This is a genomic window from Paenibacillus sp. GQ49 (assembly GCF_059759055.1).
Genome location: NZ_JCAXEL010000001.1, coordinates 565,040 through 588,006, shown reverse-complemented (window position 1 = coordinate 588,006; position 22,967 = coordinate 565,040). Strand labels below are relative to the sequence as shown.

Below are 22,967 nucleotides of genomic sequence, written 5' to 3'. Positions count from 1 at the left end.
CCCTCCGCGAATGTCCGTCATACAGTATAAAGTGCTTGATGCAGCAGAGGCTGTAGGACAATTATTCAGCAGGGAGTGGGACGTGTGAAATCATCAACCAAGCTTACCGGACGGGTTATTTACAAAGGTGATCCAGGATATGAAGCGGCGCGTAAGAACTGGGACCCGCATACGGACAGATTTCCCAAAGTTTTTGTTTTTGCCCAAAAGACGAAGGATGTATCCAACGCTATCCGATGGGCTCGTGAGAATAATGTTCCGATTCGTCCGCGGAGTGGCAGACACGCGCTGGAAGTGAATCTTTCCCAAGTGAATGGCGGTATCGTGATTGATGTGAGTGATCTGAATTCCATCAAACTTGATAAAAAAAATGGAACGGTTGTTGTTGGAACAGGAAACCGAGTGGGAAGAATTGCAAACACCCTTGCGAAACAAGGATTCATAGCTCCTTTTGGTGACAGCCCTACTGTAGGGATCGGTGGAATTACATTAGGTGGGGGAATTGGGCCTCTCCAGCGTACCATCGGTCTCATCAGTGATAACCTGCTTGAGGTAGAGATGGTGGACGCCAAAGGAAAAGTGATTCGGGCCAATAAAAATCGTAATTCGGATCTCTTTTGGGCCTCGCGGGGAGGAGGAGGCGGTAACTTCGGAGTATACACACGTTACAAATTCAAAGTGCGCCGTGCTCCAGCGAAGGCGACTGTATTTAAAATCACCTGGCCATGGGCTCAATTCGAAAAGGTGCTCAAAGTATGGCAGAGGTGGGCTCCCTCTGTGGATACAAGACTGGGCAGCGAGTTGTCCATCGGACCGAAAAAGGGTGGCAATGTTGTCATGGAGGGGCTGTTCCTAGGGTCAAAAACAGAGGCACTCCGTCTATTGCAGCCGATTACGAGTGTTGGCACACCGACAAGTTCCATTGTTCGTTTGTTACCTTACACGGAAGTTGTGAAGTTCTTATTACAACCTGATCCGACCGAGACTCAACGGTATAGTAACCAGTTCTCGTCCGGTTTTGGACGAAAACCATTCCCCGAGAAAGCCATTAAATCGATGCGAACATTTTTGGAGAACCTGGAAGAGGGACCAGGCGGATTCTATTTCCTCAACTGGGGCGGAGCAGTAAGTCGCAAATCACCTAGATCAACCGCCTTCTTCTGGCGTAAAGAGAAGTTCTATGTGGAATGGACCAGTACGTGGCTCAAACCATCCCATGCCGCCAAAAATATCGCACTCGCTCGTAATACTCGCAAGAAATTGCAACCATACATTGTGGGTTCCTATATCAACGTTCCAGACCAAGGGATCAAAAATTCCGGTCCAGTGTACTATGGAGCCAACTATGCCAGACTGCGGAGAGTCAAAGCCAAGTATGACCCGAAAAATGTGTTCAACAATCCGCAGAGCATCACGCCAGCTCGGATAGTGTAGTCCATGTTCACTTGTTGAAGTGAATTATTTTCAAAAAGAAAACTAAAAAGCTGCCCTCGGTCATATGACCAAGAGCAGCTTATTCACATGTTAGATACGCATGGCAGTTAATGAGCTATTAAGCTTTAACTTGTTCTCCAGCAAATACTTCAACGTTCATTGGAGCGGCCATGAATGCTGCTGCTTGTTGAACAAAAGCTTGGAAATGCGCGCTTGTGTTGTGGGAAGCTGTAGCAGCTTCATCTTTCCACAGTTCGATCATCGTGTATTGTTGTTCGCGTTCTGTGCTTTTTGCCAAATCGTAGCTGATGTTACCTTCTTCTTGACGTGTTGCAGCGATCAGTTCTTTCGCAGATGCGAGGAATGCTTGCTCTTGGTCCGGTTTAACTTGCAGATGCGCGTGAATGATAATCATAATGTATAACCTCCATATTGTGTTTGTTTGGAATGTGTTAAGAATGTATGGTTACTAACCAATATAATCGAACTTACAGGGAAACCGTCCCTGATATTATGCCCAAGTTGTGATGGTTTCTACAGGCAGACGGTAGGAAGGGTGACCTTCTTTGGCCGATTTACCGATCGAGATCAACATAACGGGTTGATAACGCTCTTTGTCCATGCCAAATGCTTCTGCAATTTGATCTTTCTCATAACCACCAATTGGGTTGGTGTCATAACCATGAGCACGAGCAGCAAGCATCAATTGCATGGAAGCAAGGCCAGCATCGATCAGGTTAACGTCACGAAGATCGGAAGCAGCCATCTTTTCGTAATAAGGCATTACAGTTTTGAGCTGCATATCCTTAATGTCTTGTGGCATGTAACCAAGTTCTACAGCTTTACCAAAAATCTCATCCATGTATTCAACGTTGTTCATATCAATAAATACGCCAATAACAGCGGCAGAAGTCAGCACTTGATTTTGATTAAATCTCGCAAGTGGAGCAAGCTTTTCTTTACCTTCAGCCGTATCTACAACCAGAAAACGCCAAGGCTGCAGATTGATCGAAGATGGTGCACGGGAAGCTTCGGACAGAATTTCTGTCATCTCTTCACGGCTAATTTTCACTTCAGGATCGTAAAGTTTAACAGAACGGCGACCATAGGTAATTTCGTTAAAATCATTGGTTTTTTGGAATTTGCTTTGAATTGTACTCATGAATGGATCTCTCCTCTATATATGGGTTTAGAAATTGTTGTGCATACGTTCCAGGAAATCGGCGAGTGACTGAACTTCGTCTTCACTGAAATCCTGTAAAATCTGGTTGATAAAATTGGTCTTCTCTGCTTTGTAGCCTTCAATCTGCTTCCGACCGTGGTCCGTCAAACGAACAAAAGTGACCCGATTATCTTCGGGGTTCTTGCGTCTTGTAACCATCAGGTCCGCCTCAAGCTGTTTCAAGTGCCGTGTAATCGCAGCACTATCAATGTTAATGATTTTCTGCAGCATGGATTGGTTAATCTCATCTACCTGATCCAGCTCATGCAGAATTTCGAAGCGAGAGGAACTGATACCTGTACAGCGTTCAAACTTGGGACTGATTTTGTTACCCAACACGTTCAACAGATTGATGATTTGTTCTTCTTTGGAAACAATACGTGTCATGACTAGACCTCCCGGGTGAATCTGAATCATGAACAACGGCGTATGTTAACCAATGATTAATGTTGCAGTATACAATGCCATTGCCTAATGATTATTTGGATGCTCTCGATCATTGATGTATCAATATTTGATGCGTCAATCATTGATGGCTCAATTAATATATCATGCCTTTTATGATTTTGCAACAGGTTAGAAAATGTTGCTGATGCTGGCGCTATTATCCCGCTATGTTACATTACAGTCCGTATATGTTGTCCAAATGGATAAGTTAATATTGATTGTTTATGTTATTGAGAATTGTTATCAATCTATCTATAATTAACTGAAAGGCAAAGGATATGGTTTAATCAGGCGATTATAGGTTCGATTCAAACAGGGAGGTGACGTCATCATGGAGAAAAATGATTGGATCAAACAACTGGAGCAACTACATTTCTCTGCTGTCCACGTCTGTCATTACTTTAGCAATCCGGGGGCTGTCCATCATCGGATATGGAAAAGGTTCGCCATTTGCAGGGTCATCGCTGGCAAGGGATCTGTGTCTATGGATAACATTGTACATACGGTGTCTCAAGACGAGTGGTTTTTGTTGAAGCCAGGAATGCATGTGGAGTTTCAGACAGATATGGGAGCACCTGTCCGATATCAGATCATTTTATTTTCCTGTGTTACACTTACCCGGCGTCAGAATGCTTGGCATACTGAGGCATTTGATCTCCCTGTGACGGGCAAGCTTAATGTACCTTCCAATACACGTGATATTCAGGAGATGATGGATACCCTGATGAATGGAAAGTACTCCATCACGAGTCTTGAGAAGACGCGCAGGAAACATCTTTTGCATGAGTTGTTGATTCAGTTAATGATGCACGTGAAAGAAGCAACTACCCCTGTAACAGGGATGGATCTGGCACTTGAATATATGACGCATCAGTATATGGAAGACATTCGAATGGATCAGATGGCCCGCATGGCAGGTCTTAGTGTGAATCATTTTATAAGAACATTCAAACGGCAATTAAATATGACCCCGATTGAATATATAATGAAACTACGTATGACGAAGGCCAAGCAGCTGTTATTTTCTTCAGATAAAATCAAGGAAATTGCGGAGCAAGTAGGTTATAAGGACGAGCACTATTTCAGCAGAGTCTTCAAGAAAAATGAAGGAATCGCCCCAACGTTGTATATGAAAAATAAAGTGAATCGCATTGCGACCTTGTATTACGGGTTGGACGATTATGTGATAACGCTTGGTTTGAGGCCAGTATCCGCTTTATCCTATGGTCAGAGGGTGGCTCGTCATGTTGCCATACCTGCGCTTCAAGCACACAGTCATCAGGGACTTATTCTGGATAGCTTCAATCAGAACTATGATGATTTGAGGCGAGTCCAACCGGACCTGATCATTACAAGTGATCGTTTGGAGCCAAATGACTCCCTGCATCGGATCGCGCCTACCACCATGCTGGAGCACACCAACCATTTTGGCGAGAGGCTTCTGTATATGGCGGACATTATGGGTCGCACCGAACAGGCTGTACAGTGGATAGAACAACATGCTGAACTGAGCCGGGTTCTTCGAGGACGCATTCAATCGAGGTGGGGGAAACAGAGTGCCATGTTCATCCGGGTGACTTCTCATTTCTACCGAATGTATGGATTGAACAACCAGACAGGGGCGCTATTGTATGATGATCTGGGATTTTATTTGCCTCGTGATTTTCCGGAACAACAGTGGGCTGTAGAGAGTAAAGTTTGCGATTTGCAGTTATACGACGCGGATCATGTGTTTGTAATGGTCGATCCCACAGAAGACGCACGTGCTCGACTGAGGCAATTACAGCAATCCAGTGCATGGTTGGCATTAAAGGCTGTTCAAGAAGGCCATGTATATAATGCAGGAGATATTTTCTTCAAAACGCTGGGTCCCACCGGACGCATGTGGGCCATGCGATATGTGGCAGAGCAACTTGGGGTTACCTTACGGTGATATTGTGCAAGAGAAGAGAGTGGAATAATCCATGGTAAGCCTGTACGCTTTTCCCTACTATAGTGATAATGATTATTATTATTAAATAGTAGAGGGGATTTACTACAAATGGTAAGACAGAGAGCAACAACGATGATACTGTTTGCCCTGCTTGTGCTCGTTCTGACGGCATGTAGCAAGGCAACAGAAGCAACGCCTCCGCAACAGGATACACCTGTGGAAGAGAGTGGAACACAAACGATTGAGCATCTTAAAGGAACAACGGTTGTACCGCAAAAAATAGAGCGTATGGTGGTATTATCTGCTGCTTACATCGATCACATGTTGACGATTGGTGAGAAACCAGCAGGCGTTAATGTAGAAGTTCGTTACGGAGGAGATTATTTGCCTTACTTTGCAGATCAGCTTGCCGGCATTCCAACGGTAGGGTCTGCAGACAGTCCTAACCTGGAGGCTATCCTTCAGATTGATCCGGATGTCATCGTTATTGAGAGTCGAACTGCGGAGAGTACGTATGATCAGTTGGAGAAAATCGCTCCGACGATTGTACTTGGTACTGAATGGCTGGATTTTGTTGATGATACAACATATTGGACAGAGGATCTGTTGACCATTGCCGGGATGTACAACAAAGTGGATCTGGCAAAAGAAAAGATAGCCAAGGTAGAGCAGCAGGCGAAGCAATTAAAAGCGAAGATCGAACAACTGGATCAAAAAAAGTTGGCTTATCTGCGTGTAAGAGAGAAGACCTTGCAAATTTACGCGGCAAAAGGACATCCAACCAACACACTTTTGTATCATGATCTTGGATTTGTGCCAACGACTGTGACACCTGCCGAACAACGTGAGGATTTGTCCATGGAGAAAATTGCAGATGTGGATGCTGATTTCGTAGTTCTGGAGATTGACCCGAATGCCGATGAGTATTTAAACAACATCAATGCAAGCTCACTCTGGAAGGGAGTACCGGCTGTTGGTACAGATCAGGTCTATACGACAGATTCCTTCTGGTTGTTTAAGGGCTGGGGAGCAATTGGGCGAAGCGAGATTATCAACGAAGTTGAAGACATGATTAATAGATGAGACGTTATCCAAGACATGATTATTCAGAGATGTCGGAAGCGTTACAGCAATTTTTTGTGACGACGATCCAAGCGACTTGTGATGATTCCAAGTATCCTTTCCATGTGAAAGATCTGCTGAATGAAGAGAAACGAAACTTGATATTGCGTGAACAGGCTGTGCAGCAAGGGCTTCAATTGGGCGGCAAAGGAAGTGTGGCCGTCGGTACACTTTTTGCCAAACGTTACTCCGTATTTGTTATGTCCGTAATCTCAGCTTTCAGTCTATACGATACTATACTTAGCGTTGCAGACGATGATGTGCGGTTTGAATTGAATGGAGCAGGTGGCATGCGATATGAGACTCGGCTGAAGAGCTCCTTGTTGGAGGGGGGAGATCCTGTTCAGCGCAGATCAGAGAGCGGCTTGCTCAAGAAGAGAATGCTGTTACATCTGGAACCTGTTCTGCGAGCAGTGGCCGTCGCTACAGGAGCGAACGATAAGGTCATGTGGTCTCTGGTTGCGCATAATGTGCAACAATTGTATGCACGAATGATTAATGATCAGAGCATATGGAAGACAGATGAACGGCTTGCAAAGATTCAAGCAGATCAAAGCCTCTGGCTGGAACGACAAAACGATAATGCATGTACATTTGCAAATGAGCTACTGTGCTTCGAACATTCCAGTTGGCAGGGACCGCCGTTCTTGATACGTCGATATTGTTGTTTGGCTTATCAGGTTGGGAGCGGCAGTCACGCACATGGGTATTGTGACAGTTGTCCGAAGCTGGGTTCGGAATCCCGATTGCGTAAACTTCTCCAGCAGTGAACAGACACTCTTGTACCGCATGGTACGAATCTGTTTCAGACGATTACGTTGAACCTGGGCAGTGGTGCTACAAATGGCATTGTGTGGTCTGTGCATGAGATCACCTAAACACTTCTCAACGGATTATGCCTATGGACAAATTCGTAAAGTTGTAATAAGTTAGTTTGAAGATATTCGAAATATCTTTTGGAAATTGGACTAACAAGTGAGGTGGATTTCATGATTCCTATTTTGGGACGCATTAACGAATTAAGTCGAAAACAACGCAGCAGCGTCGGTTTGACAAAAGCAGAACAAAGCGAGCAGCACGAGCTTAGAAAACAATATTTGCAGGCTATTCGAGGTCAGGTACTGACAACCATGCTGGCAGTATCCGTTGTGGACCCGCTGGGGCATGATGTGACCCCTGAGAAATTAACCAATGAAAAATTGCAGCGCCGGGAACAGGCCGGCCAATAGCATTCCTTTAAAAGACAGATCAAGGTTACATCTTGGTCTGTCTTTTTTTGTTTTCTGCAAATCTTCCGTCTAAAAGGAAGCACATCAAAAGAGGAAGGTACCATCTAATTAGGTATTTCGTGAATATTAACAAGCATGTTAGATATTTTTAGTTTTGATGACAATAAAGCTGCCGCGAACTTCAAATGATCTCGGATAACTCATATAATAACGCTAATATATTTCAGCAATACAAGGTGAAATCACAATCATCCTCAATAATATCTAACAAAAAACTTACATCAAATAATCAAAGAAAGACTAGTTCATATATGTATCTCGAAAGGGTTGATGAATCATGAGCCTGGAAGCTTTGAATGAACGTGTGAAGAAAGATCTGGATTATTTGTCATTTGGTGGAGCGAACTGGGTACGTTCAAGAGAACATGCGGATGGTCATGTCTATGATGTTGTCATTGTGGGTGGAGGACAGAGTGGATTAGGGGCGGCATTTGGACTTCTACGGGAACGGATCTCCAATATTGTTGTCATTGACGAGAATGCATCGGGGCTTGAAGGACCTTGGGAGACTTATGCACGTATGGTTACTTTGCGCACACCCAAGCATCTGACTTCCATCGATCTGGGTATCCCCTCGTTAACCTTTCGCTCATGGTGGGAAGCACAGGTTGGGCCCGAAGGTTGGGAAGAGGTAGACAAGATCCCGCGTGGAGACTGGATGAATTATTTACGCTGGTATCGGAAAGTGCTGAATCTGCCTGTGTTTAATGAGGTGAAATTAACGCTGGTTGAGCCAATAGAGAACGGAATACATCGACTTCATGTGAACAAGGCAGGAGCTCAGATGGACGTTATCCTTGCTCGCAAAGTAGTGTTTGCTACGGGAATACAAGGTGGTGGAGAGTGGCATGTGCCATCCATGATTGCGGATAGATTACCTCGGGAGCGGTATGCCCATACGTCTGAAGCGATTGATTTTGATCGGTTAAAAGGTAAAAGGGTTGCTGTGCTTGGCGGCGGTGCTTCTGCATTCGATAATGCGAGTTATGCCCTTGCCACGGGTGTGGCGGAAGCTCATGTATTTGTGCGGCGGGAACAACTGCCAAGTATTAATCCCATTCGTCAGATGGAACAATCCGGTATGATTGAGCGATACCACGCTCTTCCGGTTGCTGATAAATATGAAGTGATCTCTCACTTCTTCAAATTCAATCAACCGCCAACCAACGATACGTTTAATCGTGCGGCAGCCTGGCCTGGATTCGAACTACATTTGAATTCGCCTTGGCTGAGTGTAGAAGCGACGGACCAAGGTGCGATTGTGCACACGGCAAAGGGAGCATTTACGTTTGATTTTCTGATTATTAGCACAGGTCTCCTTAGTGATCCGGCACTCCGTCCTGAACTGAAGCTTGTGGAGCCATACATCGCGCGCTGGGGGGACTGTTACCAGGCTCCGCCAGAGCATCGCAATGCATTGCTGGATGCACATCCTTACCTGAGTTCTGGGTTTGCAATGACCAGCAGGAGTGAACAGGGTGAGAAACCGTTACATGGACTGTTTGTATTCAACTACTCTGCACTTGCCAGCTGTGGTCTGTCGGCATCGGCAATATCGGGAACCAAGAGTGCCGTGCCGAAACTGGTCTCTGCGATAGCGGATCAGTTGTTCCTCGATGATCGGGAGATTATTTTGCAGCAATTCTATGCGTATGAAGAACAGGAATTTACCGCTACGTGGGTGAAAAGTGGTGCCCTCGCTGAGTAATCGCACTCTATAATATTGTGAACGTGTGGCATCTGATGCTGCACGTTTTTTTGTTTTTCATATGATGAAGGTTACACTTGCCTTTAATTTGTTGTAAAATGTCGGTTGGAACATGTTAAAGGCAGGGATAATAGATGAATGAAATGAACTATGAACAATTTAGAGCCCATTTGAAGAAAGCGTCGCGTAAACGAAATGTACCTTTGATTAAAATCGTTGCATTTCAAGAGAAATACATGAAGATTGAAGAAGTTCAATTTTACGATGTGGAACAAAATCATATGAGTGTTCAGGCCTGCAATACGTTGTGGATGCATCTGGAGAATAAATCTTTCCGTAATATGGTGTCCCAACATTTGCAGTTTTATAGAGACATGGAGAACCTGGGTCGGCATTCCTTTGAGAATCTGATCAAAGAACTATATGATACGTCTGTTCCTGTGCTGCTCGATTACAATCCCGCTCATTATTACACCTCGGGGCAATTGGCTGAGATTCTGGTCATGAATGAGGAGCGGTTGATAGAACAATTGGAAATGGGCCGCTTCAAGGGGGCTTTTATTAATGAAGATGGAAAATGGCTTAAACCCAAACCGGATGCAATGTTTGTAGGGTCATAAACGTCATAAAGTTCCCATGATAAGCAAAATCCTGCAACGCCGCGCATCAAGCGCTGGAAGCTGCAGGATTTTTAATGAAGACGCGAAGGGACAATTGGACAAGAAAATAAGTCGAAAGTTGCGGGTTTTTGAATGTTTTTAAATTATTTTGAATGAAAGTGGTTGTTTTTTGAGTGGATTATGATACTATAGAAGCAGTTGGAGGAATGAAGATGCTGACTGAAGAACGATATGCTGCAATTATAGAGCGCTTACATTTACAGGGAATTGTGAAATTACAAGAACTAGTTGATGTGTTGGGTGCTTCTGAATCAACGATTAGACGTGATTTGATTGATCTGGAGAGTCGTCAGATGCTCAAACGCATCCACGGCGGTGCCGCACTGGTGAATGAAAAAACGCTAGAACCGGGCATGGAAGAAAAAACGTTCAAAAACATTCAACAAAAAACAACGATTGCCCGTTTGGCTGCACAGGAGATCGAAAATGGCGAATGCATTTATCTGGATGCAGGGACGACAACGTTAGCCATGATTCCTTTCATTGAAGCTAAGGACGTAACGGTTGTTACTAACGGACTTTCACATGTTGAAGCTTTGGTAAGCAAGCGTATTCGCAGTTACTTGCTCGGAGGTATGATGAAAATTCATACAAAAGCAGTTATTGGCAGTATCGCATTACAGAACATGGATAATTTCCGTTTTGATAAATGTTTTCTTGGAAGCAACGGAGTTGATCCCGAAATGGGGTATACAACACCGGATCCGGAGGAAGCCTTGATTAAAAGGCGTGCACATCAATTGTCGGGAAAATCTTATGTGCTGGCTGATTCCAGCAAAATAGGGGAAATTACTTTTGCCAAATTGTTTGATTTGGAGGAGGCCGATTTGATTACCGAGCAGATGCCAGAACATTGGCGGCCTGGAATCGCCCAGAAAACTAAAATAATTGAGGGATAACGATGATATATACGATAACACTTAACCCGTCCATTGATTACATCGTGGAAGTGGATGAGCTGAAGCTTGGCGGATTGAATCGAATGAATCGGGATTTGAAGCTCCCTGGCGGCAAAGGCATTAATGTCTCTCGCATACTGAATCAACTTGGAGCAGATAACACGGCCATTGGTTTCCTTGGTGGATTCACGGGACGTTTCATTAATGACAAGTTGCAAGAAGATAACATTCGGACAGACTTTGTCACAATTGCAGACGATACTCGCATTAACATCAAGCTGAAGCATGGAGAAGAGACAGAGATTAATGGTCTTGGACCTGCAATTAGTGCCGAAGAGGCAGAGCAGTTGCTTCACAGATTGTCTTCATTGGAAAAAGGAGATATTGTCATCCTCTCCGGAAGTGTACCGCCTTCACTTGGAACGGATTTTTATGATCGTCTCATTAAAGTCTGCAAGCAGACGGGTGCAGAATTTGTGATTGATACAACTGGCCCTGCGTTAATGGAAGCTCTTGAACATGCACCATTGCTGGTGAAGCCAAATCATCATGAACTGGCTGAACTGTTCGGTGTAACGATTGATACACGCGAGGAACTGGTGTTATACGGGCGTAAGTTGCTGGAAGCCGGTGCCAAACATGTGTTGATCTCCATGGCAGGCGAGGGTGCACTATTCATTACCAAAGCGGAAGTTCATCATGCGAATGTGCCAAAAGGCACTGTGAAAAACTCGGTTGGTGCCGGTGACTCCATGATTGGCGGATTCGTAGGTACCTATGTACAGAGCGGAGATTTGCTGGAAGCTTTCCGCACAGGGGTTGCATCTGGAAGCGCAACTGCGTTCTCGGATGATCTGGCAACACGTGAATTAATTGATGAATTGCGTAATCAAGTAACCATTACGACGATTTAGTCTAACGGCCATATAAAAGGTCTTCATTGTAATTGTAATGTAGTGAGGCCTGCCTATGCGGGCCGACTGAACTTAAGGGAGTGTACCAAGATGAGAATAACAGACTTGATGATCCAGGAAACGATGATCATGGACCTGCAAGCCACAACCAAAGATGAGGCTATTGATGAACTGATTGCAAGCCTGAACCGAAGCGGACGAATTAATGATCCGGTCCTGTTCAAGGAAATGATCTACAAAAGAGAAGCAGAATCCAGCACGGGGATCGGTGGCGGAATTGCGATGCCACATGCCAAAACAACAGCAGTGAACGAACCAACGGTTGTATTTGCCAAGAGTAGAAAAGGGCTTGATTTTGAAGCGTTGGATGATCAGCCAGCTCATGTGTTCTTCATGATTGCGGCTCCAGAAGGCGCAGGTAATACCCATCTGCGTACGCTTGCAGCTCTTTCCAGGTTGTTGATTGATAGCGATTTCATCTCACAATTGATGAGTACAGATACACCTGCCGAAGTTAGTGCATTGTTTGATGCCAAACAGGCAGAAGCAGCGGAGAAGGAAGCAGCCAAAGAAAAAGCAAAAGCTGAAAAAGCAGCAAATGCCGCATCCACTTCTACTACTGGTCAGCAACAGAATACTTCTGGTGTGATTGTAGGTAATGCCAATTCAGAAGATTTTGTTGTCGCGGTTACAGCCTGTCCAACCGGTATAGCGCATACGTTTATGGCTGAAGATGCACTTAAAAAGAAAGCTCAAGAAATGGGCATTAATATTCGCGTAGAGACCAACGGTTCCGAAGGAGCGCAGAATGTTCTCACAGCTGATGAGATCGCTCGTGCTAAAGGGGTTATCGTTGCTGCAGACAAAAATGTGGAGATGGCACGTTTCGATGGCAAACCGGTATTGCAAAGACCGGTGAGTGATGGAATTCGTAAATCCGAAGAGCTGATTCGCAAAGCCGTTAACGGTGACGCGCCGATCTATCGCAGCCAAGGCGGAAATGCCAAAGAAGAGGGCGCAAGCACTGGCAAAATCAGTGTAGGTAGCAAAATCTATAAAGATCTGATGAACGGTATCTCGCATATGCTACCATTCGTTGTAGGTGGCGGTATCCTGCTAGCAATCTCCTTCTTGTTCGAACAGCTCGCTAGCCCTGAGAATCCGCTTGTGCAACTGCTTCAAACGATCGGTGGCGGAACAGGTGCGTTCCACTTCCTGATTCCGGTACTTGCCGGATTTATCGCGATGAGCATTGGTGATCGCCCGGCCCTGATGCCTGGTATGGTCGGTGGATTGATGGCGGTTAACTCAAACGCCGGTTTCCTTGGTGGTTTGGCTGCCGGTTTCCTGGCGGGTTATGTAGTTATTGGTCTACGTAAGTTGTTCAAAGGATTGCCAAAAGCGATTGATGGCTTGAAACCAATCTTGCTGTATCCGGTATTTGGTTTGCTGCTCGTAGGTGCCATCAGTTTCTATGTCTTTGATCCAATCTTTGGTTCCCTGAACACATGGCTTGTAGATGCACTGGGTAATCTGGGTACAGGTAATGCGGTATTGTTGGGCTTGCTGCTTGGCGGTATGATGTCCATCGATATGGGTGGACCGTTCAACAAAGCGGCTTACACCTTCGCCATTGGGGTATTCACATCCAGTGGTAACACAGACGGTGCATGGATGGCAGCGGTTATGGCAGGCGGTATGGTGCCTCCTCTGGCGATTGCACTTGCAACAACGTTCTTCAAATCCAAATTTACAGAGCAAGAACGCAAATCAGGCCTGACTAACTATGTACTTGGATTCTCTTTCATTACAGAAGGTGCAATTCCATTTGCTGCGGCTGATCCATTGCGTGTGTTGACTTCTTGTATTCTGGGTTCCGCTGTTGCTGGCGGATTGACACAACTGTGGAGCATTAATGTACCAGCTCCGCACGGCGGGATCTTTGTTGCAGCGCTGGCGAACCACGCATTATTGTTCCTGCTCGCTGTTGCAATTGGTTCTGTGATCTCCGGTCTGATTCTGGGACTGTGGAAGAAGTCACCAACACTTGTGAAGTAACAGATATAAGAAACATCTCCTGGGTGAAATTCACTTGGGGGATGTTTTTTTATTTCAGCTTTTTTGTTAGGTAGTGGAAAGTTGCCTCCGGATTTGTGTAAAATGCTTATTTAGCTTTTACATTCATGTGTGGTAAACTAAATATAATTATATTTTGAAACTATGTTTCGTCTAGTGAAACTTATGCAGGAGGAATTGGAATGTCTGATGTAATCAAAAGTAAGGTGCAGAAGCAGTTTGCGAAAAATGCCGGTAAATACGTGACGAGTGCGGGGCATGCTAAAGGTGAAGATCTCGCGTTGCTCGTGGCTTCATCTCAAGCCACTCCGGATATGAACGTGCTGGATATCGCCACAGGGGGAGGGCATGTCGCCAACGCTCTGGCTCCACTTGTTCAGCGGGTGACAGCCCTCGATCTAACGGAGGAAATGCTTCAGGTAGCTGAACGATTTATCCAGGGGAATGGACACGGTAATGTAGATTTTGTAGCCGGGGATGCAGAGAAGCTGCCATTCGATGATGATGTCTTTGACCTAGTGACCTGCCGAATTGCTGCCCACCATTTTCCGGACGTTTCTTCCTTTGTTCATGAGGCATTACGAGTCATGAAGCCCGGTGGAAGGTTGTTATTCATTGACAACGTGGCACCTGAACGTGATGAGAATGACCAGTTTTACAATGAAGTGGAGAAGTGCCGGGATGCAAGCCATGTTCGAGCATGGCGCAAGACGGAATGGATTCATATGCTGGAGTATGCCGGCTTCCGAATGGAAACGATGGTTTCCTTCCAGAAACGTTTTAAGTTTGAAGAATGGTGTAACCGTACAGCACTGCCGGAACGGGAGAGAGGTGAGCTTGAGGCAAGCATGTTGAGTGCACCGTCCATCATTAGAAATTTTTTCAATTTTGAAGTGACCAAGAACGGGAAGCTCGACAGCTTCCAAGGAGAAAGTGTGTATATCCAAGCGATTAAACCGACTCATATCTGATTAGGTAAAGGACCATTTAGCTGAGCAGTTTATGCAACGGTAACAGGATGAATGTCGATAAAATAAAACAAGCAGAGTACCTTGAACAGGTAGTTCTGCTTGTTTTATTCTGCATATTTATAGTCAAAGCGACGGTTCAGGGTTTTAGTATAACTTTGGTACATTCGTCTTCATGATCGTTGAAAATGCGATACGCATCGCTTGCATTCTCCAATGAAATCCGATGGGAGATGATCTCCGTTGGATCAAATTCACCAGCAGTTATTTTGCGGAACAATTCAGGCATGTAATGTATAACAGGAGCTTGTCCCATTTTGAGGTTGATATTACGTTCGAACAAATTGCCTAAAGGAAACATGTTGTAGGAAGAGCCATATACACCCGTAAGTTGGAGTGTACCGAATTTGCGGATCGCTTTCATGCCGATTTCAATCGCACTCAGTGAACCGCCATGAAGTTTCAGCTTCTGCCCGATTTCTTCCAGCATGTTCTTTTTACCATCCATACCTACACAGTCGATAACAACATCGGTTCCGCCTTGTGTAATCTCGCGAATGTGCTCACCCATATCATCGTAATCTTCGAAATTAAAGATCTCTGCATCGTTCAAACGTTTGGCTTTCTCCAGTCGATAGGGCAGGCGATCCACAGCAATAACGCGTTTGGCACCTTTCATCCAGGCGAACTTCTGTGTCATCAGCCCAATTGGACCACTTCCGAGTACAGTGACTGTATCTCCCGGTTTAACTCCTGCATTCTCGACGCTCCAGTAAGCGGTTGGAAGAACATCGGACAGGAACAATAGGGCTTCATCTTCCAGTTCACAGGATTCCGGAATCACAAACGGAGTGAAGTTCCCGTAGGGAACACGCAATAATTCTGCCTGACCTCCGGGGTGATTTCCGTAGCGTTCGGTGAACCCAAAATAACCCCCTGTATGAATATCCGGATTGCCATTGGAATGATCGCACTGGCTCTCCATGTCATGATTGCAATAGAAGCATTCACCACAAGCGATGTTAAAAGGCAGGACCACACGGTCCCCCTTCTTCACACGTGTCACTTCCGGACCTACTTCTTCTACTATGCCCATCGGTTCATGACCGATAACGTAATCTTTGGCAGCAGGCAAGGCTCCCTGATAAATATGCAAATCGGATCCACATATAGCTGTGGAAGTTATACGAACGATAATGTCATCCTTCTGTTGCAGTTTGGGATCTTCAACCTCTTTGACTTGAATGTCCTTGATTCCCTGAAACGTAACGGCTCTCATCTTTCATATTCCTCCTTATATAGTGGGATTCTCTGACAATTACCCCTTTTCAGCATAAATGATAGATATACATACTAATTTAAACGACGGGCCATTTTACTTTACGCAACGCATCAAGCAACTCAGGTGGTGCATTAAGATTATCACGGACCAAATCCCGCGGGGTTAACGCCATCCACTGATTCAGCGATACATCCTCGAATCGATCACTTCGGAATATTTCCAAAAACCATAAAGTGTCTGTGCCGGTATTCTGTATATAGTGTCCCATGGCGACAGGAACATATCCGACATCTCCAGCCCGATAGTCAAATGTGCGAGCAATGCCATTGCCTCCAAAGACAGTCATTCTACCTTGTCCTGTCAGATAGTATTGCCATTCATCTGCATTGGGATGCCAATGCAGTTCACGCATGGCGCCAGGTCGGATCTCAACGAGTGCGGCTGCAACGGTAGTTGAGATGGGGAAGTTGGTGGAGTCTACGATCCGCACGCTTCCGCCGGGGGTAATGAGTGGTTCCTGGGCCAGCAATCGGTGTTTGAATGTGAGAGGAACGGTGCCATATGGCGACTGAACTTCCTGGCTCTCGATGGAACCCGGGACGTTATCTTGGAAAATGTAGACCTGTTCCTTCGGCATTGACTGAAAAGCGGATTCGGGCACGCCGAAATTGACAGACAGTACCTCTGGTGGGGTATGGGCAAACCAATCGGATATGGATAACGTATTCAGATCGGAGAAGGACCCGTCATCAAACACAAGCAGAAATTCACAACCTTCCTCCAGCCCCTGAATGGAATGGGGTAGACCTTTGGGGAAAAACCAGAGATCGCCAGGCCCGACATCCGCAATAAAATTACGTCCGTTCTGATCTACCGAAGTGATTCTTGCCGTTCCCCAGATCATATAGGCCCACTCGGATTGTTGATGCCAGTGCAATTCCCTTACACCTCCCGGTGTCAGGCTCATGTTCACACCCGCCAGTGTAGTGGCAATAGGGAGATCCCGTACGGTGATTTCACGTGACCAACCCCCATGGTTCAATTGCATATGGGTATCGGAAAAAGACATTCTCAGATTGGGCAATAACCCGTTATCGGTTGCCGGAGGTACGAGCATATCGGGGTTTTGTATATCTCTCATGACGTCTCTGGGTCCCAGATCAGGTCCTCCTGCGCCATCACTGCGAATGGGTTGCGGGATGATAAATGGTTTTTCGTTTGGTTGCTGTCCTTTGGTCATGAAGTGATCCCTCCAGATTCAGTACCATGTCACACGCGACATGGTATCGTTATGTTTACACCTATGAATCAGGGCCTGGATAATATGAGGGACAAACGACAATAAAGACGTGACCGCATGCGGTCACGTCTTTATTCCAGACTACATTGTACGAAAACGTTGCTCATAAATCTCGTTTACCCGGTGGAGAACGGCAGGGCCCTGCTCTGTGAAACGAAGTGCTGTCGCTTTATTTTTAACCAGGAACGCATCGGATTCATATCTGGTGGGGGATAAAGCCGCACTGTAGAGCAATGAAGCGCCATGGCTTGGATGAGGAAAGAACCATTTCATGATAGGTTTGATATAGAAGGGCAGGCCGGATGTTTTGTTGCCCCTAAGCGTATTATTTCCACCGGGATCTACGCTTAGTAATTGTATGCCATCCGCACTGGCAGACTTGGCAACCTCGCGTGTCCATAGGGATAAGCCGAGCTTCGAGGTGGCATAAGGACCAAAAAGCTTTTTGAATTCGGCTGGACGTTCCAGGATGTTCAGATCAAATTGTCTGACCATATTAAACGAGGTGGTGGAAGTATTAATAACTGTTTTCATCTGTCCTTTGAGCAATAGCTCAACGAATTCCATGTAGATGATGTAAGGGACTACCGTCTGAAGTTCAAAGTGTAGTTCATGCCCCTGATCAGAGAAACGAAGTTCGGCAGCGCTGCCTCCGGCATTGTTAAACAAGACATCGATCGAATCGGTATCGGATTTAATCTGATCCAGTGCAGTTCTCAGGCTGTCGTAGTTGGTCAGATTAGCCTGAACGGGGCGGAGCTGGCCTGAACGTAAGGCGTTCTGAATATCGGTATCCTCGGAAGGGAAAGCAGAACGGTTGAGACCGATTACCTGCCATCCTTCAGCCAGTAACTTGCGTGTCAGTTCAAGACCAATTCCTGACGTTGACCCTGTGATGAGAGCGGTGCGAAGTTGATTTTGTATATTCATATATACCTCCAGAAGAGTGGGATTACAGAACGAATCTGTATGCTGCGCTCATTCTATAACTTGGAGTCGACTCCAAGTCAAGGGGTGTTGGGATGGAATGGATCATGCTTGACTTGGAGTCAGCTCCAAGTTGTAATATGGAGAGAAATGAATGTGGAGGAGGCCCATATGATGAGTGAGAATGAAGTGTTCTCCATCAAAGAAACGTCAGAACAGGCCGGATTATCAGAAGATACAATTCGTTATTATGAGAAGATTGGGCTGCTTCCCCGAGCGGAACGCAAGGCCAATCGCCATCGGGTATATCGCTCGGAGGATATTCATACGATGAAGTTGATCACTTGCCTGAAAAAAACAGGAATGTCTCTGGAGGAAATGAAGCCTTATTTACAAATGTCCATGGATTCAGATCTCGCCGATTTCCCGGATGAACGGGAGATGCTGGTGAATCACCGGAAGAAAGTTGAAGCACAGATTGCTTCGCTACAGCAGGTGGTTGATTTTATCGATGAGAAGTTGGAGAAACGAAGTATGTATCCTGATGAATGTCCTATTACCGGGGAGAAGCAGTTGTCTGTTTTTGAAAAACAGAACCTATTCTCTTGATGGCGCTGCTGCCTATTTGAATTCGAAAACCCACGTCATGATGACGCGGGTCTTTTTGCTGTTTCTAGTATTTAATATCGAGTGTATGACGAAGTCGTTTGATATCGCTTTTGGGAGGGAGACCATACATGCGGGCATACTCCCGGCTGAATTGAGACGGACTTTCATAGCCAACCTGGAACGCAGCGTTGGCGGCATCGGTTGAACCTGCAAGCAGCATTCGCCGGGCTTCATGCAATCGAATTTGTTTCTGGAATTGCAAAGGGCTCATGGCGGTAATGGCTTTGAAATGATGATGTAATGAGGAAGAACTCATGTTGATCATGGCAGCAAGTTGCTCAATCCGAAGTGGCTTGGCGTAATTGGATTGGATGACTTCGATCACCTCGGCGATGTGCTGTGCATGACTGTCCTGAATAGCAAACTGCTTGATGGAATGTCCATGTTCATCCTGAATAATACGATATAGAATCTCGCGGATAAACATAGGGGCAAGGACGGGAATGTCTTCAGGTGTGTCCAGCAGCCGAACCAATCGGATCATGGCTTCAAGAAGGGATGGTTTGGTTGAGCTAACAAACAATCCTCTTTGTGTTGAATGGTCAGGTTTGGGTTGTGTAGAAGGCGTATCCTGAATCAGATCGAAAATCTGCCCTGAATCAAAATCCAGTCGAATACATAGATAGGGATGTTCGGTTGTAGCCTGTACAACCTGCCCTGAAATAGGCAAGTTTACGGAAGCTACCAAATATTGTGACAGATCGTAGGTGTAACTCTCGCGGCCGAGTATAACTAATTTGGAACCTTGGGCGACAATGCAGAGGGAAGGCTGATAAACGGAATATATGGGTTGTGAGATCTCGGAGGCACGGATTAAGGCAAGTGATGGTATTGCTGTTGGATGTATCCCGTCATTTGGGGTGAAATGCTTAATAAGTTGAGCCAATTGTTGCTGCTGCTCTGTGATGCCCGTATCCGTTTCATTTGTTTTGATAAGCATGAATTGCAGCCCCCTTATAAATCACTATTACTTTTATTTTAAAACGCGCTGGAGGAATAGGCAAGAATACTGCGGGATTTTTCTATCGTACAACGACTGATCCTCTACATAATGGAGATAAGCAACGGAATCTTTTGAAGCAGAGAGGAGTGAGAGACAATGGAACGTAATTCAATGGGCGACCCACAAGAACCAAAACACCCGTATGTGGGGATGTGGGTCACGAAGGATGGATATATCAGACACGAACTCCTTCCTTGCGGTAGATATGATGAAGCGAGAGGAGATCGGCAAAGTGCATATCAGGGTCGCTATGTTGTTCATGGGAAACATATAGATTACATGGATGATACGGGATTTACAGCGGATGGAGACTTCAGGGACGGCGTTTTGTATCATGCAGGCATGGTGTTGTATAGAGAAAATGTACAATAACAACCAAATAAGGAGCGATATAATATGTCCAATGTAAAAGGGAAAGTTGTTGTGATTACCGGTGCAAGTAGTGGAATTGGTGAGTCAACAGCTCGATTGCTTGCACAGCATGGAGCGCATGTAGTTATTGGAGCTAGACGTATGGAACGTTTGGCGGCGTTGGCCTCCTCCATTCGTTTGGAAGGCGGATCGGTGGAGTATCATTCACTGGATGTTACCAGATTGGAAGAGATGCAAACCATCGTTGACCTCGCTCAAACTCGCTATGGACGTGTCGATGTCATTTTAAATAACGCTGGAGTCATGCCGCTATCTCCCCTTGAATCGTTAAAAGTAGATGAGTGGAATCGCATGATAGATGTTAACATTCGTGGTGTTCTGCATGGTATTGCGGCTGGACTACCTGTTATGAAAAAGCAGGGTTTCGGCCAGTTTATTAATATTGCCTCTATTGGAGCCTATGCCGTGTCACCAACGGCAGCGGTGTATTGTGCAACCAAATACGCGGTCCGCGCCATATCGGAGGGGTTGCGACAGGAAGTAGGCGGAGATATCCGTGTAACCCTTGTATCACCGGGCGTGACGGAATCGGAACTCGCGGATACGATTTCTGATGAAGAAGCACGTGATCTCATGAAAGAGTATCGGCGCATATCCATTCCCGCTTCGGCGATTGCGCAAAGTATCTTGTTTGCCATTAGCCAGCCGGCAGAGGTGGACGTAAATGAGATTGTAGTGAGACCGACGGCAAGCATGGCTTAAGGTCTGATCCTCTTTTGGTATATAATAGGTTCAATTGATACGAAAAGAGGAATAGTGCAGTGACATTACAACAACTAAAATATGTGATCGAAGTTGCCACGCGCGGTTCCATGAATGAAGCAGCCAAAAGGTTGTTTATCTCGCAACCCAGCCTTTCGAATGCCATTCGGGATCTGGAGCAGGAGTTGCGAATTACTATTTTTGAACGTACCAATAAGGGAATATCTCTGTCTAAAGAAGGCGTTGAGTTTCTGAGTTATGCACGTCAGGTGGTAGAACAAGCTGAATTGCTGGAGAATCGTTATCTGAACGCCAAGCCATCCCCGCAGCACTTCTCCGTATCGACGCAGCATTATGCGTTTGCAGTGAATGCCTTTGTTCGTCTGGTACAGCAGTATGGTCAGGATGAATACGAGCTGGCACTTCGGGAGACCAAGACCTACGAGATTATTCAGGACGTGAAAAGCCTGCGCAGTGAAATTGGCATCCTGTATTTGAATGAGTTCAATGCCAAGGTGATTAACAAATTGTTAAAAGATGCGGGATTGGTTTTCACGAGTTTGTTCACAGCCAAGCCCCATATCTTTATCAGTGTGAAGAACCCGCTGGCGAAGCAGGAGTCGGTTGCAATCGAGCAATTGCAGGATTATCCGTACTTGTCATTTGACCAGGGAGAGTACAATTCTTTTCATTTTTCCGAAGAGATCCTGAGTACGTTATCTCACCCCAAAAGCATACAGGTTAATGACCGCGCAACATTGTTTAACCTGTTGATTGGTCTGAATGGTTATACGATCTCTACGGGCGTACTTAGCGCTGATCTGAACGGAAACGAGATCATTCCTGTACCGCTGGAATGTGAGGAATCGATTAATGTAGGGTGGATAAGCCACAAGAGTACTTCCCTCTCTAATCTGGGTGTAGCATATGTCCAGGCTTTGCATGAGGCCATAGGGTCTTAGAAGTGTTAAATGATTCATCAAAAGGCCGTTTCCGGTTGAGTCGGAACGGTCTTTTTGTTGTACCACGATCTTTCAAGTATAGGGTGGTATGTTGTCATCCCGTGTAATAGAATGAAGGTATATGTCGAATAGGTGTAAGAGATTGAAGGGAGAACGGTGAGTGAGAGTTCTGTATCGGAATAAAAGTGAACAGCATGAGCTGACGGTATATGATACCAAAAAGCTTTATGGAGAGAAGGGCCAGTTTCGTGTATTAGAATTCTCCAACGCAGCTGTGCAGGGAGCCATGGATCTGGATGAGCCTAATCGGATGGTGCTGGAGTATCCGAGAGCGATGGTGCATCTAATGGAACGGAATGATCCTGAGTTTGATACCGTATTTGTGGTGGGACATGGTATTGGCACATTGCCAACTTACTTGTCTGATCGTCAGGTAAAAGTGGCTGAGCTTGACGCAGAGGTCGTGGAGTTGAGCCAAACCTTTTTTGGATATGAGGGAAGTCCTGTGCTCATTGGGGATGGTCGTGAATTATTAGGCCAGGAACCCGCTGCGACATATGATTATATTATTATTGATGCCTTTACGGCAACGGGTACACCGGAGCAGTTTATATCCAGTGATTTTTTTGCCATGGTCAAGGATAAGCTGGACTCGGACGGAGCTGTGATCCTTAATGTGTTCGGGCGTGCGGGCAACGATCGGCTTGTCAATGCAATCTATACGACACTTCAGGCACAGTTTGCCTATACACGTGCATTTGCATTACCTACAGAAACAGCGGATGAAGTTCAAAATCGCATTTTAATGGGGAGTCATCACCCGATCGAATTTCAGGTTCGTCAGATGGCAGGGTTTGTTGAACAAGAGCCAGAAGAAGGATATATCATTGTAGGTTAGGGCGATCCTGAGCAGTGATTCTTCCAGGGAAAGTAAAATGTCATTAAATCGTCAATCTTACGATGTAATTGTTAAGATTTCTCAAACTCTTTATTTGATC

Annotated in this window: 23 protein-coding genes; 16 read left to right on the top strand and 7 right to left on the bottom strand. The window is 45.5% G+C overall.

Going from position 1 to position 22,967, the window contains the following annotated elements; translation table 11 throughout:
- Positions 1 to 84: 84 nt before the first annotated feature.
- A complete protein-coding gene (locus AC6CIF_RS02765; RefSeq protein ID WP_498197758.1) occupies positions 85 to 1,434 on the top strand; it encodes an FAD-binding oxidoreductase in 1,350 nt (449 codons plus the stop codon).
- Between the two features lie 118 nt (positions 1,435 to 1,552).
- Here the strand turns inward: AC6CIF_RS02765 and AC6CIF_RS02760 are convergent, their stop codons facing one another.
- From AC6CIF_RS02760 to AC6CIF_RS02750, 3 genes are all read right to left on the bottom strand, one after another.
- Positions 1,553 to 1,849, bottom strand: a complete 297-nt coding sequence (locus AC6CIF_RS02760) for a putative quinol monooxygenase (protein ID WP_253507171.1) — start codon at positions 1,847 to 1,849, stop codon at positions 1,553 to 1,555.
- Positions 1,850 to 1,945: 96 nt separating this feature from the next.
- Entirely contained in the window at positions 1,946 to 2,596 is a 651-nt protein-coding gene (locus AC6CIF_RS02755; RefSeq protein ID WP_076209073.1) for a nitroreductase family protein, read from the bottom strand.
- Positions 2,597 to 2,623: 27 nt separating this feature from the next.
- Positions 2,624 to 3,043 (bottom strand): MarR family winged helix-turn-helix transcriptional regulator, encoded by a 420-nt coding sequence (locus AC6CIF_RS02750; protein WP_366345662.1) that lies wholly within the window; start codon positions 3,041 to 3,043, stop codon positions 2,624 to 2,626.
- A 391-nt stretch (positions 3,044 to 3,434) separates the two neighbouring features.
- On the opposite strand from AC6CIF_RS02750, the gene AC6CIF_RS02745 reads away from it, so the two are divergent.
- From AC6CIF_RS02745 to AC6CIF_RS02700, 10 genes are all read left to right on the top strand, one after another.
- Positions 3,435 to 5,036 carry a helix-turn-helix domain-containing protein gene (locus AC6CIF_RS02745; RefSeq protein ID WP_498197755.1) on the top strand — a complete coding sequence of 534 codons (1,602 nt, stop codon included), beginning with the start codon at positions 3,435 to 3,437 and terminating at the stop codon, positions 5,034 to 5,036.
- Positions 5,037 to 5,144: 108 nt separating this feature from the next.
- A complete protein-coding gene (locus AC6CIF_RS02740) occupies positions 5,145 to 6,119 on the top strand; it encodes an ABC transporter substrate-binding protein (protein WP_498197754.1) in 975 nt (324 codons plus the stop codon).
- On the top strand, positions 6,116 to 6,928 hold the full coding sequence (locus AC6CIF_RS02735; RefSeq protein WP_498197752.1) for a hypothetical protein: 813 nt from the start codon (positions 6,116 to 6,118) through the stop codon (positions 6,926 to 6,928). The genes AC6CIF_RS02740 and AC6CIF_RS02735 overlap by 4 nt, the downstream gene beginning before the upstream one ends.
- A 219-nt stretch (positions 6,929 to 7,147) precedes the next feature.
- Positions 7,148 to 7,387: a DUF896 domain-containing protein gene (locus tag AC6CIF_RS02730; RefSeq protein WP_036670038.1), complete on the top strand. Its 240-nt coding sequence runs from the start codon at positions 7,148 to 7,150 to the stop codon at positions 7,385 to 7,387.
- 337 nt (positions 7,388 to 7,724) lie between these two features.
- The gene (locus AC6CIF_RS02725) at positions 7,725 to 9,155 is read left to right on the top strand and encodes an NAD(P)-binding domain-containing protein (RefSeq protein ID WP_498197750.1); all 1,431 of its coding nucleotides are present in this window, start codon (positions 7,725 to 7,727) and stop codon (positions 9,153 to 9,155) included.
- A 134-nt stretch (positions 9,156 to 9,289) separates the two neighbouring features.
- Positions 9,290 to 9,775: a hypothetical protein gene (locus AC6CIF_RS02720; protein ID WP_498197748.1), complete on the top strand. Its 486-nt coding sequence runs from the start codon at positions 9,290 to 9,292 to the stop codon at positions 9,773 to 9,775.
- A 212-nt stretch (positions 9,776 to 9,987) separates the two neighbouring features.
- Positions 9,988 to 10,734, top strand: a complete 747-nt coding sequence (locus AC6CIF_RS02715; RefSeq protein ID WP_017689448.1) for a DeoR/GlpR family DNA-binding transcription regulator — start codon at positions 9,988 to 9,990, stop codon at positions 10,732 to 10,734.
- A 2-nt stretch (positions 10,735 to 10,736) separates the two neighbouring features.
- The gene (pfkB, locus tag AC6CIF_RS02710) at positions 10,737 to 11,648 is read left to right on the top strand and encodes a 1-phosphofructokinase (RefSeq protein WP_339300441.1); all 912 of its coding nucleotides are present in this window, start codon (positions 10,737 to 10,739) and stop codon (positions 11,646 to 11,648) included.
- Between the two features lie 90 nt (positions 11,649 to 11,738).
- Positions 11,739 to 13,706, top strand: a complete 1,968-nt coding sequence (locus AC6CIF_RS02705) for a PTS fructose transporter subunit IIABC (protein WP_498197745.1) — start codon at positions 11,739 to 11,741, stop codon at positions 13,704 to 13,706.
- 200 nt (positions 13,707 to 13,906) lie between these two features.
- A complete protein-coding gene (locus tag AC6CIF_RS02700; RefSeq protein WP_498197743.1) occupies positions 13,907 to 14,695 on the top strand; it encodes a class I SAM-dependent methyltransferase in 789 nt (262 codons plus the stop codon).
- Between the two features lie 136 nt (positions 14,696 to 14,831).
- Here the strand turns inward: AC6CIF_RS02700 and AC6CIF_RS02695 are convergent, their stop codons facing one another.
- The 3 genes from AC6CIF_RS02695 to AC6CIF_RS02685 form a co-directional block, all read right to left on the bottom strand.
- Positions 14,832 to 15,971 carry a zinc-dependent alcohol dehydrogenase gene (locus tag AC6CIF_RS02695; protein WP_076209062.1) on the bottom strand — a complete coding sequence of 380 codons (1,140 nt, stop codon included), beginning with the start codon at positions 15,969 to 15,971 and terminating at the stop codon, positions 14,832 to 14,834.
- A gap of 79 nt (positions 15,972 to 16,050) precedes the next feature.
- On the bottom strand, positions 16,051 to 17,214 hold the full coding sequence (locus AC6CIF_RS02690) for an oxalate decarboxylase family bicupin (protein ID WP_498197741.1): 1,164 nt from the start codon (positions 17,212 to 17,214) through the stop codon (positions 16,051 to 16,053).
- A gap of 141 nt (positions 17,215 to 17,355) precedes the next feature.
- Entirely contained in the window at positions 17,356 to 18,204 is an 849-nt protein-coding gene (locus AC6CIF_RS02685; RefSeq protein ID WP_498197739.1) for an SDR family NAD(P)-dependent oxidoreductase, read from the bottom strand.
- Positions 18,205 to 18,372: 168 nt separating this feature from the next.
- On the opposite strand from AC6CIF_RS02685, the gene AC6CIF_RS02680 reads away from it, so the two are divergent.
- Positions 18,373 to 18,810, top strand: a complete 438-nt coding sequence (locus tag AC6CIF_RS02680) for a MerR family transcriptional regulator (RefSeq protein ID WP_076209507.1) — start codon at positions 18,373 to 18,375, stop codon at positions 18,808 to 18,810.
- A gap of 64 nt (positions 18,811 to 18,874) precedes the next feature.
- Here the strand turns inward: AC6CIF_RS02680 and AC6CIF_RS02675 are convergent, their stop codons facing one another.
- Positions 18,875 to 19,810 (bottom strand): AraC family transcriptional regulator, encoded by a 936-nt coding sequence (locus AC6CIF_RS02675; protein WP_498197737.1) that lies wholly within the window; start codon positions 19,808 to 19,810, stop codon positions 18,875 to 18,877.
- 159 nt (positions 19,811 to 19,969) lie between these two features.
- Between AC6CIF_RS02675 and AC6CIF_RS02670 the strand changes: the two genes are divergently transcribed.
- The 4 genes from AC6CIF_RS02670 to AC6CIF_RS02655 all read left to right on the top strand — a co-directional run bounded on the left by AC6CIF_RS02670 (position 19,970) and on the right by AC6CIF_RS02655 (position 22,867).
- Positions 19,970 to 20,245, top strand: a complete 276-nt coding sequence (locus AC6CIF_RS02670; protein ID WP_498197735.1) for an Atu4866 domain-containing protein — start codon at positions 19,970 to 19,972, stop codon at positions 20,243 to 20,245.
- Between the two features lie 24 nt (positions 20,246 to 20,269).
- Positions 20,270 to 21,007: an SDR family oxidoreductase gene (locus AC6CIF_RS02665; RefSeq protein WP_076209058.1), complete on the top strand. Its 738-nt coding sequence runs from the start codon at positions 20,270 to 20,272 to the stop codon at positions 21,005 to 21,007.
- Positions 21,008 to 21,066: 59 nt separating this feature from the next.
- Complete coding sequence (locus tag AC6CIF_RS02660; protein WP_076209057.1) at positions 21,067 to 21,969, top strand: LysR family transcriptional regulator; 903 nt, start codon at positions 21,067 to 21,069, stop codon at positions 21,967 to 21,969.
- Positions 21,970 to 22,129: 160 nt separating this feature from the next.
- A complete protein-coding gene (locus AC6CIF_RS02655; RefSeq protein ID WP_498197733.1) occupies positions 22,130 to 22,867 on the top strand; it encodes a spermidine synthase in 738 nt (245 codons plus the stop codon).
- Positions 22,868 to 22,967 lie beyond the last annotated feature (100 nt).